General features: G+C 49.7%; 14 protein-coding genes. All 14 read left to right on the top strand.

Annotated features, from left to right (window positions below; all coding sequences use genetic code 11):
• The first annotated feature begins 328 nt into the window (after positions 1–328).
• Positions 329–1459: a polysaccharide export protein gene (locus HOP59_RS17405; RefSeq protein ID WP_234254797.1), complete on the top strand. Its 1131-nt coding sequence runs from the start codon at positions 329–331 to the stop codon at positions 1457–1459.
• Between the two features lie 13 nt (positions 1460–1472).
• Positions 1473–3647, top strand: coding sequence for a polysaccharide biosynthesis tyrosine autokinase (locus HOP59_RS17400; protein ID WP_234254796.1), 2175 nt, complete (start codon positions 1473–1475; stop codon positions 3645–3647).
• Between the two features lie 83 nt (positions 3648–3730).
• Positions 3731–4813, top strand: a complete 1083-nt coding sequence (rfbB, locus tag HOP59_RS17395; RefSeq protein WP_010629064.1) for a dTDP-glucose 4,6-dehydratase — start codon at positions 3731–3733, stop codon at positions 4811–4813.
• Complete coding sequence (gene rfbA / locus HOP59_RS17390) at positions 4813–5682, top strand: glucose-1-phosphate thymidylyltransferase RfbA (protein WP_010629063.1); 870 nt, start codon at positions 4813–4815, stop codon at positions 5680–5682. The genes rfbB and rfbA overlap by 1 nt, the downstream gene beginning before the upstream one ends.
• A complete protein-coding gene (locus HOP59_RS17385; RefSeq protein ID WP_141638647.1) occupies positions 5679–6869 on the top strand; it encodes a DegT/DnrJ/EryC1/StrS family aminotransferase in 1191 nt (396 codons plus the stop codon). The genes rfbA and HOP59_RS17385 overlap by 4 nt, the downstream gene beginning before the upstream one ends.
• On the top strand, positions 6842–7258 hold the full coding sequence (locus HOP59_RS17380; RefSeq protein ID WP_010629061.1) for a GNAT family N-acetyltransferase: 417 nt from the start codon (positions 6842–6844) through the stop codon (positions 7256–7258). Before HOP59_RS17385 ends, HOP59_RS17380 begins: the two co-directional genes overlap by 28 nt.
• Positions 7259–7299: 41 nt before the next feature.
• Positions 7300–8091 carry a phytanoyl-CoA dioxygenase family protein gene (locus tag HOP59_RS17375; protein ID WP_234254795.1) on the top strand — a complete coding sequence of 264 codons (792 nt, stop codon included), beginning with the start codon at positions 7300–7302 and terminating at the stop codon, positions 8089–8091.
• 18 nt (positions 8092–8109) lie between these two features.
• Positions 8110–9351: an alanine racemase gene (locus tag HOP59_RS17370; RefSeq protein ID WP_234254794.1), complete on the top strand. Its 1242-nt coding sequence runs from the start codon at positions 8110–8112 to the stop codon at positions 9349–9351.
• Positions 9348–10391 carry an ATP-grasp domain-containing protein gene (locus HOP59_RS17365; protein WP_234254793.1) on the top strand — a complete coding sequence of 348 codons (1044 nt, stop codon included), beginning with the start codon at positions 9348–9350 and terminating at the stop codon, positions 10389–10391. The genes HOP59_RS17370 and HOP59_RS17365 overlap by 4 nt, the downstream gene beginning before the upstream one ends.
• On the top strand, positions 10388–11755 hold the full coding sequence (locus tag HOP59_RS17360; protein ID WP_234254792.1) for a flippase: 1368 nt from the start codon (positions 10388–10390) through the stop codon (positions 11753–11755). Before HOP59_RS17365 ends, HOP59_RS17360 begins: the two co-directional genes overlap by 4 nt.
• Positions 11752–12762 (top strand): glycosyltransferase family 2 protein, encoded by a 1011-nt coding sequence (locus HOP59_RS17355; RefSeq protein ID WP_010629056.1) that lies wholly within the window; start codon positions 11752–11754, stop codon positions 12760–12762. Before HOP59_RS17360 ends, HOP59_RS17355 begins: the two co-directional genes overlap by 4 nt.
• A gap of 80 nt (positions 12763–12842) precedes the next feature.
• Positions 12843–13967 carry a GDP-mannose 4,6-dehydratase gene (gmd, locus tag HOP59_RS17350; protein ID WP_010629055.1) on the top strand — a complete coding sequence of 375 codons (1125 nt, stop codon included), beginning with the start codon at positions 12843–12845 and terminating at the stop codon, positions 13965–13967.
• Between the two features lie 2 nt (positions 13968–13969).
• The gene (fcl, locus tag HOP59_RS17345; protein WP_010629054.1) at positions 13970–14980 is read left to right on the top strand and encodes a GDP-L-fucose synthase; all 1011 of its coding nucleotides are present in this window, start codon (positions 13970–13972) and stop codon (positions 14978–14980) included.
• Between the two features lie 2 nt (positions 14981–14982).
• Positions 14983–16395, top strand: a complete 1413-nt coding sequence (locus HOP59_RS17340) for a mannose-1-phosphate guanylyltransferase/mannose-6-phosphate isomerase (RefSeq protein ID WP_010629053.1) — start codon at positions 14983–14985, stop codon at positions 16393–16395.
• Positions 16396–16433 lie beyond the last annotated feature (38 nt).

Genomic DNA, 16433 nt, shown 5'->3' with positions numbered 1-16433 from the left:
TATGATAAGAATTATAGCTTACCCGAGAAAGCGAGTAGCTAATCTATTTTTTTTGATTCAAGTCAGTAAATATAACGTAAAAAATGAGGTGTGTGTTTGCAGGGCAATTGTAAATAATTGTCTGTGAAGCGTGTCAAAAAGTTAGTTTTTAAGTTCAATTGTGCCTTTATTGCGACAAGTGGAATTTTGGCAGGGAGCCGGCCATATAACTCCAGGGCGGTAGCGTGGGTAAAGAGGGGTAGTTGGGTTCTAGCTGGACTGAAGCAAGCATATATAGCTTTTACGGTATAACTAAAAAATCGATATGCGAAGGCGTGGGGAAATCGTCATGCTTACTTACAAACAGTCTGGCTGGCTGTTCAGCATTGTCCTGGTGAGTGCTTTATCAGGCTGCGCCTGGGCGCCAGGTGGACATATAAATTCTATAGAACGGTCAGAATCGATAGACGCAAGGGTTATGATATTACCCATAACCCCTCAGTTGGTCATGGATTATCGTCAGCAGGAAGCAGCTGAAATGGCTACCAGTATGACAGCCGAGCTGAGGAATCAATTGGATACCTATGAGTATCGTCTAGGTGCAGGAGATATACTTAATATCATAGTATACGATCATCCAGAGCTAACCATCCCTGCTGGATCAGAAAGAAGCGCAGCTGAGGCCGGACATCGAGTATTGCAGGATGGTACGATTTTCTATCCCTATGTTGGATATATAGACGTTGGAGGAAAAAGTTTAGATGAAGTTCGGCGTGTACTAACACGGCGTCTTTCCACATACATTGCAGATCCCCAAGTCGATATTGGAGTGGCAGTCTTTAATTCTCAAAGAGTGTACGTTAGCGGTGCAGTAGAAAGCCCAGGAACTCTTCCCATAAATACGGTGCCCATGACCCTTACAGATGCTATCAGTCTTTCTGGGGGGCTAACTGAGAATGCAAACTGGCGTAGGGTTAATTTAACCCGTAACGGCCGAGAGCAGCGAGTTTCACTCTATGATATTCTCAATCGTGGTGACCAAAGCCAGAATCTCTTATTGAGACATGGTGATACAATTCATGTCTCAACAAACTCAGATCAACAAGTGTCCGTAATGGGTCAGGTTCTAGTGCCTGGTTTCATCACACTTGGAAATGAAAGCCTCATGTTGTCAGATGCATTGTCACGTGCCGGTGGAATTAACGAAAATACAGCCGAGCCGTCTGGCATATTTATTATACGAGGAAATGATTTAGCATTGAGTAATGCTAACGATCATCTGGCGACTGTATACCAATTGGATATTACTAATGCCAGCAACTTGTACTTGGCGGCAGGGTTCCCACTTCAAGCCCGTGATGTAGTCTATGTAACAACAGCACCCTTGGCTAGATGGAATCGTGTGATCAGTTTGCTGCTGCCTAGCGTCGGGTTGCCCGGTACTGCAGCATCTTCGGTGGATGATGTGCGAAGTTTATGAGGAAGGCGCCGAGATGACTAAGTATCAAGCAAATATACCAATGATGCCTAAGCCCGAAGAAATCGATCTTCGCGACATCTTCGATATGCTAATGGCTCAAAAGTGGAAGATTATAGTTATAACATTACTATTTTGCTTTATGGGCGTCAGCTATGCCTTAACGGCTACACCAATATATCGAACCGACGCGCTTGTACAAGTTGAGCCTAATGGCCCTTCAGTAAATCCTCTACAGGACATTCGCAGCCTGACGAGGGAAGCCACACAGTTTCAATCCGAAATATCAATCTTGCGCTCTCGGCTCGTGCTTGGCCAGACCGTAGATCGTCGTAACCTAGAAATTTTACTTGAGCCTAGGAAAGTACCATTAATAGGTAATTTTTTGTTGCGCAGAGGTATAGAGAGGCCGGATTTCGCCCTCAACTGGCCTTATGTATTTGCTAATGAATATATATCCCTCTCAGAAATCAACGTTGGCTTTGAGTATTTGGGTGAAACTTTTATTTTAAAAGTTATGGATGAGATGAGCTATTCCATTTACCTAAAAGGAAATAGTTTAGGTAAAGGTGAAGTTGGGCAAGTTGAGACGTTTCTAGAGGGCGAGTTAATACTCAATGTTGGCGAATTGCAGGCTGTGCCTGGAGCAGAATTTAAATTCACAAAGTTTAGCCGTATGGTGGCAATAGATATACTAAGACAGCGTTATTCGGTGCATGAAGAGGGAGCGGATTCCGGCATCCTACGCCTGGCAGTGACAGGATCAGACCCCATTGAGGCACGCAATGTTCTAGAAGCAATAACTCATATTTATTTAGAGCAGAATATCCAGCGCCAAAGCGCCGAGGCTGAAAAAAGTCTTGAATTTATCCAGAACCAATTGCCAGATATACATGATAGATTGATAGGTGCAGAAGATTCATTGAACTCCTACAGAAATCAACGTGAGAGTGTCGACTTGACACTAGAAACCCAAGGGCTTTTGGAACGGTTGGTAGAGGTGGATACTCAAGTTAGCGAGCTTGAGTTAAGCCAGGCCGACATATCTCGGCGTTTTACTCCTAGCCATCCTACGTATGCAGCACTGCTAGATAAGCTAGGACGGTTGCAAAATGAAAGAAGGAGGCTCGAGGTTAGAATCGATGCTTTACCGGAGACTCAACAACAGGTGCTTCGGATGGCTAGAGATGTGGAAGTCAACCAACAGGTCTACGTACAGATGCTTAATAAAGCTCAGGAAATGAGCATTGCCAAAGCGAGTACCGTAGGAAACGTCAGAATACTAGATACTGCTGGTATTCACCCCCACCCCATCAAACCACGTAAAGCAATGGTCGTCGGGCTAGCCACGGCACTTGGTCTAATTATTTCTATCAGTATCGTTTTACTGCGAGGCCTATTAAATAGAGGTGTGGAAAATATTCAGCAGTTAGCAGGAATAGGCCTGCCCGCCTATGCTACAGTGCCGCTGTCAGAAGAACAAGTAAAGTTAGCCAGAATGTCAAATACTAAACGCAATCAGCTGGGCTGGGTGCTGGCTTATGCCAATACTACTGATATTGCGATAGAGTCACTAAGAAGTCTGCGCACGAACCTTCATTTTGCAATGCTGGAAGCTCCTAACAATCGCATCATGATCACTGGGCCGAGCCCAGGAATAGGTAAGAGTTTCGTTGCGGTAAATTTAGCTGCTGTCTGCGCGCAAGCCGGCCAACGTATATTGGTGATTGATGCAGACGTGCGTAAGGGACAGATACATAACTTATTTTGCGGGAAGAGAGAGGAGGGATTGTCCGAGCTTATCTCAGGAAAAGTGGATATAGATAAAGCCATAAGATCAACTCATCTGGATGGCCTGGATTATATTGGACGTGGAATAACACCGCCTAATCCATCCGAGCTATTAATGCAGGAAGGTTTTACAAAAGCGCTTGAGTTTGCCAGCAAGAGATATGATTTAGTAATAATTGATGTTCCACCAATCATGGCGGTAACAGATGCGGCAATCGTTGGCAAGCAAGTCGGGACGACGCTGATGACTGTGCGCTATGGTGTTAATACACTTGCTGAAATAGATTTAGCAAAACTGCGATTGGAAAGCGCAGGCTGCCTTGTTAAGGGAAGTGTGCTAAATGCCATTGAACGTAGAGCCTCTTCGATATACGGATATTACCACTACTCTTATAGTTAAATGTCCTGTGCTGAGCTATACGATTAGTCGGTCGCTATTTTAATCCTGCACATCAATGACACTGAATAAAGAGAGTTGTGATCATGTCTATACCAATCATTGTAACTGGTGGGGCGGGATTTATTGGATCTGCAGTGATCAGGCTCCTGCTTAGTGATGCCAGGTATCGTGTAGTCAATGTCGACAAATTGACATATGCTGGGAATTTAGAATCTCTCGGCGATAATGTTTTTAACCCAAATTATTGTTTCGAACAAATAGATATTTGTCAACACGATGAGATGTTGAAGTTGTTTAGGCACTACTCTCCTCAAGCCGTCATTCATCTGGCGGCAGAAAGCCATGTGGATAGATCGCTGGAAGGGCCAAGCACCTTTATTCAGACCAATATCATCGGAACCTATCAGCTGCTTGAAGTGGCATACCGTTATTGGGAAAATTTACCTGACCAGACTCAGTCACGCTTTCGCTTTGTACATGTCTCCACGGATGAAGTTTTTGGCGATATAGAAGTTGGTTCACCGCCATGTACAGAGCAGGCTGCTTATGCCCCTAACTCACCCTATTCTGCCAGCAAGGCATGTTCCGACCATCTGGTGAGAGCTTGGTGGCGGAGCTATGGGTTACCCGTCTTGGTTACCCATTGTACGAATAACTACGGGCCCTATCAATTCCCTGAAAAACTGATACCGCTTATGCTTCTCAATGCCCTTGAGGGCAAGCAATTGCCGGTTTACGGTGCGGGTGAGCAAATACGTGACTGGCTCTATGTAGATGATCATGCTCGTGGAATAATGCGTGTTTTTAGTCATGGTAAAGTTGGTGAGAATTATAATATAGGTGGTAACACTCAGCTTGCCAATTTACAGGTGGTGCATCACATATGTGACTTGCTTGAGATACTTGCTCCCGATAAACCAGCTGGAGTCAATCAGTATCAAGATCTCATTACCCATGTCGCGGATCGCCCTGGACATGACCATCGTTATGCTTTGGATACTAGCAAGATTCGGGAGGAACTCGGCTGGAAGCCACGTGAGAGTTTTTTCAGCGGTATGCGTAAGACTGTTGAATGGTATTTGAACAATGCCGAATGGAGCCGACGTGTGCAGGATGGCTCTTACCAACGTGAGCGGTTAGGTATGGGACATAAGGAGATCGCCTGATGAAAGGCATAATATTGGCCGGAGGGTCGGGTACGCGGTTATATCCAATAACCATGGGGATCTCTAAGCAGTTGCTTCCTGTTTATGATAAGCCGATGATTTATTATCCCCTTTCGGTACTTATGTTGGCTGGTATTCAAGATATACTGGTTATTACCACTCCCGATGAACAGTACTGCTTTCAACGGCTCCTTGGTGACGGTGGGCAGTTTGGTCTGAATATTACCTATGCCACTCAGCCAAGTCCCGATGGCTTGGCCCAAGCATTCATCATTGGCGAGCACTTCATTGGGCAAGAAAGTGTATGCCTGGTCCTTGGTGACAATATATTTTACGGCCAAGGGTTCTCTCCATTACTGCTTGAGGTAGCCAAGCGTAGCCAGGGGGCTACGGTTTTTGGGTATTTGGTGCGAGACCCTGAACGTTTCGGGGTCGTGGAGTTTGACGAAAAGAAGCGCGTGCTTTCCATTGAGGAGAAACCTAAACTCCCTAAGTCACGCTTCGCTGTGACAGGGCTCTATTTTTATGACAATGATGTTATTGAATTAGCCAAGCGGGTTACTCCTTCTGATCGTGGGGAGCTCGAAATTACTAGTATCAATCAGGCTTATCTGGAACGTGGGGATCTGCATGTTGAGATCTTGGGTCGAGGCTTCGCATGGCTGGATACAGGTACGCACGAGAGTCTTTTAGAGGCATCCCAGTTCGTTGAAACAATAGAGAAACGTCAAGGCTTCAAGATCGCATGTCTTGAGGAAATTGCTTTCAATAACGGATGGCTTAGCGTTAACGATTTGTCGCGGGCGGGTGGTGATCTTTCGAAGAACGGCTATGGAAAATACCTCCTCGACTTGGTCAAAGAAAAATGATCCCTGTTACACGTCCCTATTTGCCGGCGCGAGCCCGTCTTGAACGCTATCTAGATAGCATCTATAACAGCCACTGCCTAACTAATAATGGTCCTTTAACGCAACAGTTAGGGGAACGGCTGGCTGAATATCTAGACGTCGAACATCTATTATTGGTGGGTAACGGTACTCTGGCGCTTCAGATTGCCTACCGCGCTCTGGGCGTGAGTGGTCCAACTGCTGAGGAAGGTTGGAATGCGGTGACCACACCATTCAGTTTCGTCGCGACGACCAGCTCGTTGAAGTGGGATGGGGGGAAACCGGCTTTTGCCGACATTGACCCCGACACCTGGTGTGTGGATGCTCATCGAGTAGTAGAAGCAATTTCACCATGCAGCAGGGCGCTGGTACCTGTGCATGTCTTCGGTAACGCCTGCAATGTCGAACATCTGGAAGCTATAGCGGCAAGAAACGGCCTGCCGGTGATTTACGATGGCGCTCATGCATTCGGCGTACGTTATAAGGGGAAGAGTCTGTTGCGCCGTGGTGACGCCACAACTCTGAGTTTCCATGCCACTAAGATATTCCACTGCATTGAAGGTGGCGCGATTATCTTTCGTTGCCGTGAGGATCTCGAGACAGCAAGACTGATGACACAATTCGGAACCCTCCAACGTGACCGGATCGATGCAGTGGGGATCAATGCCAAGCTCAACGAGTTTCAGGCAGCTATGGGTCTCTGTATATTAGATGAAATTGATACCGTGTTGACGCAACGAGCAGACATTTGGGAGCGATACCGCACGCAGCTCACTGATTGGGTTAGGTTACAAGTCTGGAATCCCAAAGCCACACAAAATCATGCCTACTTCCCCATAGTTTTTGAGAGTGAAGCCGTACTTCTGCAAGTTCTAACCGCACTGGGAGCACGAGGTATTGAAGCACGCCGTTACTTTTATCCTTCTCTTGATGACGTAGCTTGCCTGAGTCCTGCCCAGGTTCACCACAAAGGTAAGCAACAGTCTAATGCACAGTCGCTTGCGTCGCGTATTCTCTGCCTGCCGATCTACCCGGGTCTGACGTCCCAACAGGTGGATGTCATCTGTGAGACCGTCAAGGAAAGTCTGGGCCACGTTGGCATAGCCTTCGGCATGCCTGGCTGCACCAAGGGAGAGGACCAATGTCGCACCAAGCCATCACCAAATTAATAGTTGAAGAACAGACACGTCAGGCTGGCAAGCTAGTTACGGGTGTCGAGCTGGAGCAGTACATCGATAAGCTGCTCACACAAGCAGAGCTCGTCTCGCATTGTGAAGGTCAGTACTGCTTGGGCTTCATCGCCTTCTATTGCAACCGACCCTCAACGGGCTGTGCCTATATTAGCCTTTTCATTGTCGCGCCTGCATGCCGGGAGCGGGGGATCGCGGGAGTTCTCCTTTCACATGTTGACGTCACCGCTAAAACACGAGGTTTCAAAAAAATAGAGCTGGAAGTTAATAGAAATAATAGCCGCGCCATTCATTGGTATGACAAAGCAGGCTTTACTGTCGTTGCGGAGCATGAAAATGCATACCGGATGTCGCGCCCGGTAACATGATGAGTGCAGTGGTTTATTAGGTGACAAGAGAGGGAACGACCATGTTCGATTGCATGAGTATAGAAAAATTTGACCAAGAAATACGTGAAAGGGGCTGGGTTGTCTTCGAGAAGATTTTGCCAGACGAACTTACTCAAGCCTTACGAGAGGACAGTCTGAAATGGATTGATGTCTGTAGTAAATATCAAATAAAAAATGGAATCAATACTTCCGGAGACGGAACCGCTCACCAATGTATTGGTGGCAATGACAGTATTGACCGATTCATCGATATGCATCTTTTTCACAAATATATTGCCCGGTACTTTGATGATAAGCCCTATATTTGTAACTGCTGCACTCCCATCGGGGGATTTCCTGGGGCTAATATTTACGTTCATCAGGTGCATCGTGACGTTCGTACATTTATTCCCGGTTATCATCTGCGTCTTAATATGTTGATAATGTGTGATGATTTCACGCTCGAGAACGGGGCAACTTACGTGCTCAGCGGTTCACACAAAACAGAGGGGCGGCCCGATGACGATGTATTCGAGCGTCAACATGAGCGTATTGTCGCACCGGCTGGTTCTGTCAGCCTGTTCAACTCTGCGCTTTGGCATCGAGGCGGCCATAATGCCACTGATCGCAAGCGGGTAGCGCTAACTATCGGCTATGGTCGTCCCTTCGTTAAGCCACAAATGGACTACGCAAGGATGCTGGGGGAAGACTATGGCCGAGGATTGTCTCCATTAACCCGACAAGTCCTCGGCTACAATGCACGAGTGCCGGTCTCGCTTGATGAGTGGTATCGCCCGGTAGCTGAACGCCTTTACCACGCGGATCAGGGCTAAGGCCTGGAGACTGTCAGTATGCAATATTGCCATGAATTCCTCGCCGCTCTATCCAGACGGGCAGGTGGTAGTTACTACCTTTTCGACACCGAACGCTTTCGTAGCAATTTCCTTGGCTTTCGACAGGCACTACGGCGTTACGTGTCATGTGCTGAAGTGGCTTATGCCTTCAAGGCCAACTATATGCCGGCGATCGGTGAGATTCTCCGTGATGAGCATGGTATGGGGGAGGTGGTCTCGCGGTTCGAATATGACGTGGCGAGCCGCTACCTTGACCCGGAGCGCATAATCTTCAATGGGCCGGTCAAGCGCAAGGAAGATCTTCGGTATGCCCTTACCCGAGGTTCTCACGTCAACCTCGATGCCTTCAGCGAGATCGACCAACTGCGGGAACTGGTCGGCGAGGGGGGGGCATGGCGGGTCGGGCTTCGTATTTGCTTCCCTCATGGTGAAGGGACTAGTCGCTTTGGTTTTCACTGTGATAATGGAGAGCTGAACCAAGCGTTGAATGCTTTGGCTAAGCTGCCAGGTGTTGAAGTCAACGGTTTGCACTGCCATTTCTCCACGCGTGATAGACGAGCTGAAGATTTCGCTCTTCGAGTCGAGCGTTTGATGGCGGTCGCCAAGAGACTAGCATGTCGATATTCGATTAAGACAATCAATATCGGCGGAGGGTTTTTCGGTTCTCTGCCGGAGGCATTGAGGCAGGGCTTCAGCGTGCCTATTCCCGATGCTCAAGCCTATGCAGCTGCTATTGGTAAAGCCTTCTCAACCGGTTTGACATCGGAAGAACTAAAGCTGATTGCTGAGCCCGGTATAGCTTTGGTCGGGGATACCATGTCGCTAGTGGCTGAGGTCATCGAAGTGCGTGAACGGTTTGGTTCTCTTCACGCCGTGATTGATACCAGTGTCAACGCTGTAAATCCTACCAACTCACGATTGAAGAGCCCTTGTTTCAGCATCACGAAGTGCCGAAGAAAAAAAAGAGTAAGCCGTTATCGGCTCGTTGGTAATACGTGTATGGAGCATGATGTAATTGATTCTGACTTTACGGGGAGCTTGGCGTCAGGCGACTTCATTATGTTTGCTAATCGTGGTGCATATTCAATTAACTATACGCCAGCTTTCATCACCGCCCCACCCGCAATATTCGATTTGCAAGGCAACCTGCTCAAAGCTGCAGACAACAGCGATAGTATCCTAAGCACTTACCGGACTGACGATTCTCGTGTTGTAACCATCCAAAAGGCATGTCCATGAACGTGTTGCTGAGCTGCGTCGGGAGACGAAATTATCTAGTCGAATATTTTCGTGAAGCTCTTCAGGAGAGGGGGCGAGTTGTAGCGGTCAATTCCGAGGCATTTACTTCTGGTATGGTCGCCGCCGAGCGATCCTATATTGTACCTCCCATTCATAGTGATGCCTATATAGATGAGCTATTGAAAATCTGTCGTATGGAGCGTATCGGCCTCCTTTTGTCGCTATTCGATATCGATCTTCCGGTTATCTCTACTGCTCGGCAGCGCTTCGCTGATCTCGGCATCGTGGTAGCTGTGAGTGAGCCCTGGGTGGTAGAAATGGCCAATGACAAATGGCATACCAGTCGCTTTCTGGCCAAGAACGCTATCAACGGTCCCCGTACCTATCTGGGGCTCGATATGGCTCTGGTTGCACTGCGGAGAGGCGAAGTCGATTTTCCGTTGATGGTTAAACCACGTTGGGGCATGGGCTCGCTCTCGATTCACCGCGCTGACGATCAACAGTCGTTATGCTTTTTTCATCACCTGACCAGCAAACAGATTGCGGAATCCTACCTAAACGTACTCAGCGGCCACGACCCTTCTCGCTCGATCATTATCCAAGAGATGATTAAAGGCGAAGAGTATGGTGTCGACGTGTTCAATGACCTCGAAGGTGAGCACCTTGCCACTGTGGTCAAGCGAAAACTGGCGATGCGTGCTGGTGAGACTGACAGTGCCGAGACAGTTTCGCACACTGAGGTAGCCGGCGTCGCGGAACAGCTCGGTAAGTTGCTCCGTCACCGTGCCAATCTCGATGTCGACATCATGTTGTCTCACGATGGCGGCTCACCCTGTGTACTTGAATTCAATGCCCGTTTCGGTGGTGGTTACCCATTCACTCACCTCGCTGGGGCGAATTTTCCCCGTGCTCTAATCAGCCTGGCAGAGGGCCGGGCACCAGATGCCGCCTGTCTCACGGCCAAGTTCGGTATCCGGGGTGTCAAGAGCCTCGTCCCGTTGGTGTGCCGTGCTACACCGGTTAACGGTGTGGCCCTATGATTGTGTCACTGCTAAGGCAACTGACCGAAAACTTGAGTCATCGGTTCGGAAGCCGCGATCAACTTCTCAAGATTATAGCTAATACCGGTTGGCTGTTCGGGGATCGCATCCTGCGGATGGGAGTGGGCCTTGTGGTGATGATCGCTATCGCTCGCTACCTTGGTCCTGCCGATTTCGGTCTTTTGAATTACGCCTTGGCGTTTGTCGCTTTGTTTACCGCCATAGGCAGCTTGGGGCTTAACGAAATCGTTACTCGCGAGCTCATCGTCGAGCCCAGCTCGGCGGCTGAGATTCTCGGCACTGCTTTCGTCCTACAGTTAATTTCCGGAATTTTAGCTAGCCTCCTGATTGCCGTGGCAATCGTCTGTGTGCGTGACGACCCCATCGGACGTAGTCTGGTGATTTTGTTAGCCCCGCTTGTGATCGTCAAGTCATCTCAGGCGATAAAAGCTTGGTACGAATCGCGACTTGAATCCAAATATGTGGTGTGGGTCGAAAACGGTGTCTTTCTTATCTTTGCTGTCGTCAATCTTTGTCTCATTCTGCTTCAAGCTCCGTTGCAGGCTTTTGCCTGGGCCCTAATGATTGAGGGAGGGGTAGCGATCATCGGGCTACTGGCGATGTTCGCCTGGCGTGGCGGGGCGCTAGTAGGCTGGCGATTTCGACTGCACCGAGCCGGTCGGTTATTGGCAAATAGCTGGCCGTTAATCCTCTCGGGCTTGGCAATAATGGTGTATATGCGCATCGACCAGATCATGCTGGGGCAGATGATAGGTGACGAGGCTGTCGGTATCTATACCGCTGCCACTCGGATCAGCGAGGTATGGTATTTCATTCCAGTAGCTATCGTCGCGTCCGTCTATCCTGCCCTGATGGAAGGCAACCAATTGGGACGTCGGTACTATTTGAAGCGTCTCCAGACGACGTGCGACTTCATGGTCTTGTTGGCTTTTGCGGTTGCAGTGCCCATGACTATACTTTCTTCCTGGGCAGTGGTTTTGTTGTTCGGTCCGGGATACCATGAGGCAGGGCCGGTGCTTGCGATTCATATCTGGGCGAGTGTTTTTGTCTTCCTTGGTCTCGCCACACATAAGGGCTTTTTAGTCGAAAATCTACAGCGCTTATCGCTTTACCGCACCCTGCTTGGCGCTGTAATAAATGTCTTTCTTAATCTTGTCTTGATTCCTCGATACGGTGTTTTGGGTGCTGCTGTAGCAACGGTTTGTGCCCAAGCGCTGCCATCATTACTGCTCGACATTCTAGATAGCCGTACCCGACATTTTTGGATGATATCCATCAAAGCGCTTTGTTTCGTGAGACATCTTTTACCTTGGGTTGCCATGTGGAAAAGGGAGGCCAAGTGAATATACTTCCAGAAAACTGTGCGCCAGTGCTGATCACTACCTATAGTAGACACCAGCATTTACGTCAGACCATAGAAGCACTGAAGCGCAATGACTTGGCCGAGATGACCGATCTCTACATAGCATCTGATGCCGCCAAGTCACCAACCGATAAAGAGGCGGTCGATACTGTGCGCCGCTATCTTGGATCCATTGACGGCTTCCGTTCGGTTACGCTGATTCAGCGATCGTACAACTTTGGCCATCCTGCCAACCAGGACACGGCCATGGAGCAGATCTATCGTGAGCATGACCGGCTGATCTATCTTGAGGATGACGTTCTGACAGGTCGTGGGTTCCTGCGTTTTATGAACGATGGTTTATCGCTTTACGAAACTGATGATGCCATACAAGCTATCTGCGGTTATCTCTGGCCTCTGTCGATTCCTGAACGCAGTGAACCATTATTGCTTAGTGCCTTCTGTGCATGGGGATTTGCCGTATGGCGTGACAAGAAGGGATTCGCTAGTCACACCCCCGATCTGCACCGGGAGTTCCTCAAAGACCGCACTCTTTATCGTCGCATGAATCATGCTAGCCCACATCTTTTGCCTTTGGTGAGGAGGTGCGCCAATGGGGAGATCGTTGCCGGAGATGTGGAGTGGCATCTTTACTTGCTAAAATATAAAAAATTCGCCCTTTTCCCGCCGCTTTCGCTGGTTCGGAACCTTGGCTTCGATGGCTCCGGTATGCACTGCGCATTCGATGAAAGACTTTCCTGCCAGGTTTATCTAAATACTCGTATCGAAATGCAGCGCTTACCTATATTGGAAGAATCTAGTGAAGCTAGCCGCGCTCTTTACCGCTATTTCGGTGGTCATCGTCGACGTTTGAGAAACTCAATTTTGATGTTGATAAGCCGACTGCTTCCCGCGGCTGTCTATCGAAAACTATACCGAATGGCCAGCGAATTAAGAGTAATCCGCCGAAGAAAGCGCAGTGAGCAACCCTGGCGAACGACATCATGAGGCACCGATTTTCTAGGCCTGATCTAGTAAAGGTTGTGTATGCGTAAAGGCGAATGAAACGTACTAGCTATAGGCAGGGAATGATAATGAAAAAAGCGCTGATTACCGGTATCACAGGGCAGGACGGATCCTATCTAGCCGAATATCTCCTGGAAAAAGGGTACGAGGTTCACGGAATAAAGCGACGAGCATCACAGTTTAACACTCAACGGATCGACCACCTCTACCAGGATCCTCACGACGATAACCAACGGTTGCGCTTGCACTACGGTGATTTGACCGATGCCTCCAATCTGATCCGAATCATGGAAGAAGTTCAGCCGGATGAAGTCTACAACCTCGCTGCACAATCTCACGTGGCGGTCAGCTTCGAGTCCCCTGAATATACCGCCGACGTGGATGCCTTGGGCACACTGAGATTGCTTGAAGCGATCCGTCTGCTGGGCCTCGCGCGGCGGTCTCGCTTCTATCAAGCCTCTACTTCCGAGCTGTATGGTCAGGTTCTGGAAATTCCTCAGCGAGAGAGTACACCTTTCTATCCACGTTCTCCCTATGCCGCCGCTAAGCTCTACGCCTATTGGATTACAGTCAATTATCGCGAAGCCTATGGCCTCTATGCTTGCAACGGCATTCTTTTCAATCATGAATCACCTAGGAGAGGCGAAACCTTCGTCACCCGCAAGATCACTCGTGGCTTGTGTAATATCGCCCAAGGTTTGGATAGGTGCTTATATCTCGGCAATCTTGATGCCCTGCGCGATTGGGGGCACGCCAAGGATTATGTGCGAATGCAATGGATGATGTTACAACAAGACAGCCCTGATGACTATGTGATTGCAACTGGCCATCAGGTCTCGGTGCGCGACTTCGTTCGCATGAGTGCACTCGAATTGGGTATTGAATTGAAATTCGAAGGCTGCGGTGGCGGAGAGGTGGCGATCGTGGTGCACGTGTCAGGAAATAAGGCGCCGGCGGTAATTCCTGGCGACGTAATAGTTCGTGTCGACCCTCGCTATTTTCGTCCCACTGAAGTCGAGACTCTATTGGGAGATCCCAGCAAAGCCAAGCGTCAGCTGGGCTGGGAGCCGGAAATCAGTCTGCAGGTGATGTGCTCCGAAATGGTTGCTGAAGATCTCAAGATCGCCCAGCGTGATTCTTTACTCAAAGGGCATGGCTACAGCATACCGTTCGCCATGGAGGGCTGAGCATGGGTCAGAATAGAATCTCTCGAATCTTTGTAGCCGGCCATCGCGGCATGGTGGGCTCTGCGATAATACGCCACCTGCGGGTACTCGGGCAGTACCAGCTACTTACGGCTGATCGTAGCGAATTGGATCTGTGCTGCCAGGCGCAGGTGGAGGAGTACTTCCGAGATCACGATATCAATCAGGTCTATTTGGCTGCCGCCAAGGTGGGAGGCATCCAGGCCAATGACCGTTATCCGGCTGATTTCCTCTATCGCAACTTGATGATCGAAGCGAACGTCATCAACGCGGCCTATAATGCAGGAATCGATCGTCTTCTATTTCTTGGTTCCTCTTGCATCTATCCGAGAATGGCGGAACAACCAATGCGAGAGGAAGTGCTACTCAATGGACCGCTTGAACCCACTAATGAAGCCTACGCTATTGCCAAGATTGCCGGCATCAAACTATGCGAGAGCTATCAACGTCAGTACGGTTGCGACTTCCGTAGTGTCATGCCTACAAATTTATACGGCCCCGGCGATAACTTCCACCACGAGGACTCTCACGTCATACCAGGGTTGTTGCGGCGGTTTCACGAAGCCCAACAGCTTGGCGCCTCGACGGTTACCGTTTGGGGGAGTGGTACGCCACGCCGCGAGTTTTTGCATGTGGACGATCTGGCTATAGCCAGCGTACACGTCATGAACCTGCAACGAGAGCGTTATGCCACTCAGACCACGCCGAGGCGGTCGCACCTCAACGTCGGCACGGGCCGTGACTGTAGCATACGAGAGCTCGCTGAGCTGATCGCACAGATTACGGGTTTCGCGGGTGAAATGCATTTCGATGCCAGTAAGCCCGATGGTACACCGCGCAAAATGCTTGATGTCTCGCGGCTCCAGGCCCTGGGCTGGCAGCCTCGTATTTCGCTCTCAGAAGGCCTGCACGATACCTACCGTTGGTATCTTTCTCAGCTCAACGCTGACCGAGGCGTCTACAACAGCGGCGCATGTGCCATCCGAGGAGCATGATCATGATCACACCCGTCATTCTTGCTGGGGGCAACGGCTCGCGGCTCTGGCCGCTGTCGCGTCAACTGCGCCCAAAACAGTTCCTGCCCCTAACGGGAAGTTTAAGCATGTTGCAGGAAACTCTGACCCGCTTGATACCGCTCGAGCAACATCCACCTGTGGTGATCTGCAACGACGAGCACCGCTTTCTTGTCGCCGAGCAGTTGCGCCAACTGGACATTGTGCCAGCCTGTATCCTGCTCGAACCGGAAGGACGAAACACCGCTCCGGCCATTGCTTTAGCGGCGCTTCAGCAGTTAGAGCACGACCCGTTAGCACTTCTTTTGGTACTGGCTGCTGATCATCGCATTATTGACGAGACGGCTTTTCATGAGAGCCTGTTGCCGGCCCAGACGCTAGCTCAACAGGGATGCCTTGTAACCTTTGGTGTTGTGCCGACTCATGCCGAAACCGGTTACGGCTATATTCAGCGTGGTGACCCCCAGGGTGACCATGGCTTTTGCGTCAAGCGGTTCGTCGAGAAACCGGATCGAACCACCGCCGAAGATTATCTAGCCACCGGTGATTACTACTGGAACAGCGGGATGTTCCTGTTCCAAGCGAGCCGATACCTCGAGGAGCTCCAGCGCTTCCGGCCAGATATACACGATGCCTGCCGGCGAGCCATGGCTGGTGCCATTCACGACTTGAACTTCATTCGTCTCGACGAGGCGGAGTTTCTCCACTGCCCCGCTGACTCTATCGATTACGCCATTTTAGAGCGTACTGCCAGTGCCAGCGTCGTGCCACTAGCCGCTGGCTGGAGCGACATAGGTTCCTGGTCATCACTGTGGGAGGCATGCCCGCAGGATGCGCAGGGCAATGCCGTACGAGGTGACGTGCTCATACACCAAAGTTATGACCTAATGGTGCACGCCGAGCATCGCCTAGTTGCCACAGTCGGGGTAAAGGATCTGATTGTAGTAGAAACCAAGGACGCGGTTCTTGTAGTTCATCGAGATCGTGTTCAGGAAGTCAAGCAGGTAGCAGAACGTCTAAAGGAAGAAGGGAGACCTGAGTACCGTTGGCATCGTGAGGTTTATCGTCCTTGGGGCGTCTACGACTGTATCGACCGAGGGCAACGCTATCAGGTAAAACATATTACTGTGAAGCCTGGCGCCAAGCTGTCGGTACAGATGCACCATCACCGTGCTGAACATTGGGTGGTGGTATCCGGTACAGCGAAAGTCACTAATGGAGAATCAAGCTATTTAGTCTCTGAAAACGAATCTACCTACATACCTATCGGCCGTGTCCATGCACTGGAAAATCCCGGTGTAATTCCACTTGAAATCATTGAAGTTCAGTCGGGTAGTTATCTTGGTGAGGACGATATCGTGCGGCTCGAGGACCGCTACGGTCGCCAATCATGCTGATCGGAGTTTGGGACGAGAAACGCCGCCCACCTAAAGAA

Origin of the sequence: Billgrantia aerodenitrificans, assembly GCF_021404405.1 — a bacterium.
Taxonomy (GTDB): Bacteria; Pseudomonadota; Gammaproteobacteria; order Pseudomonadales; family Halomonadaceae; genus Halomonas; species Halomonas aerodenitrificans.
This window is presented reverse-complemented; position numbering and strand designations above follow the sequence as displayed.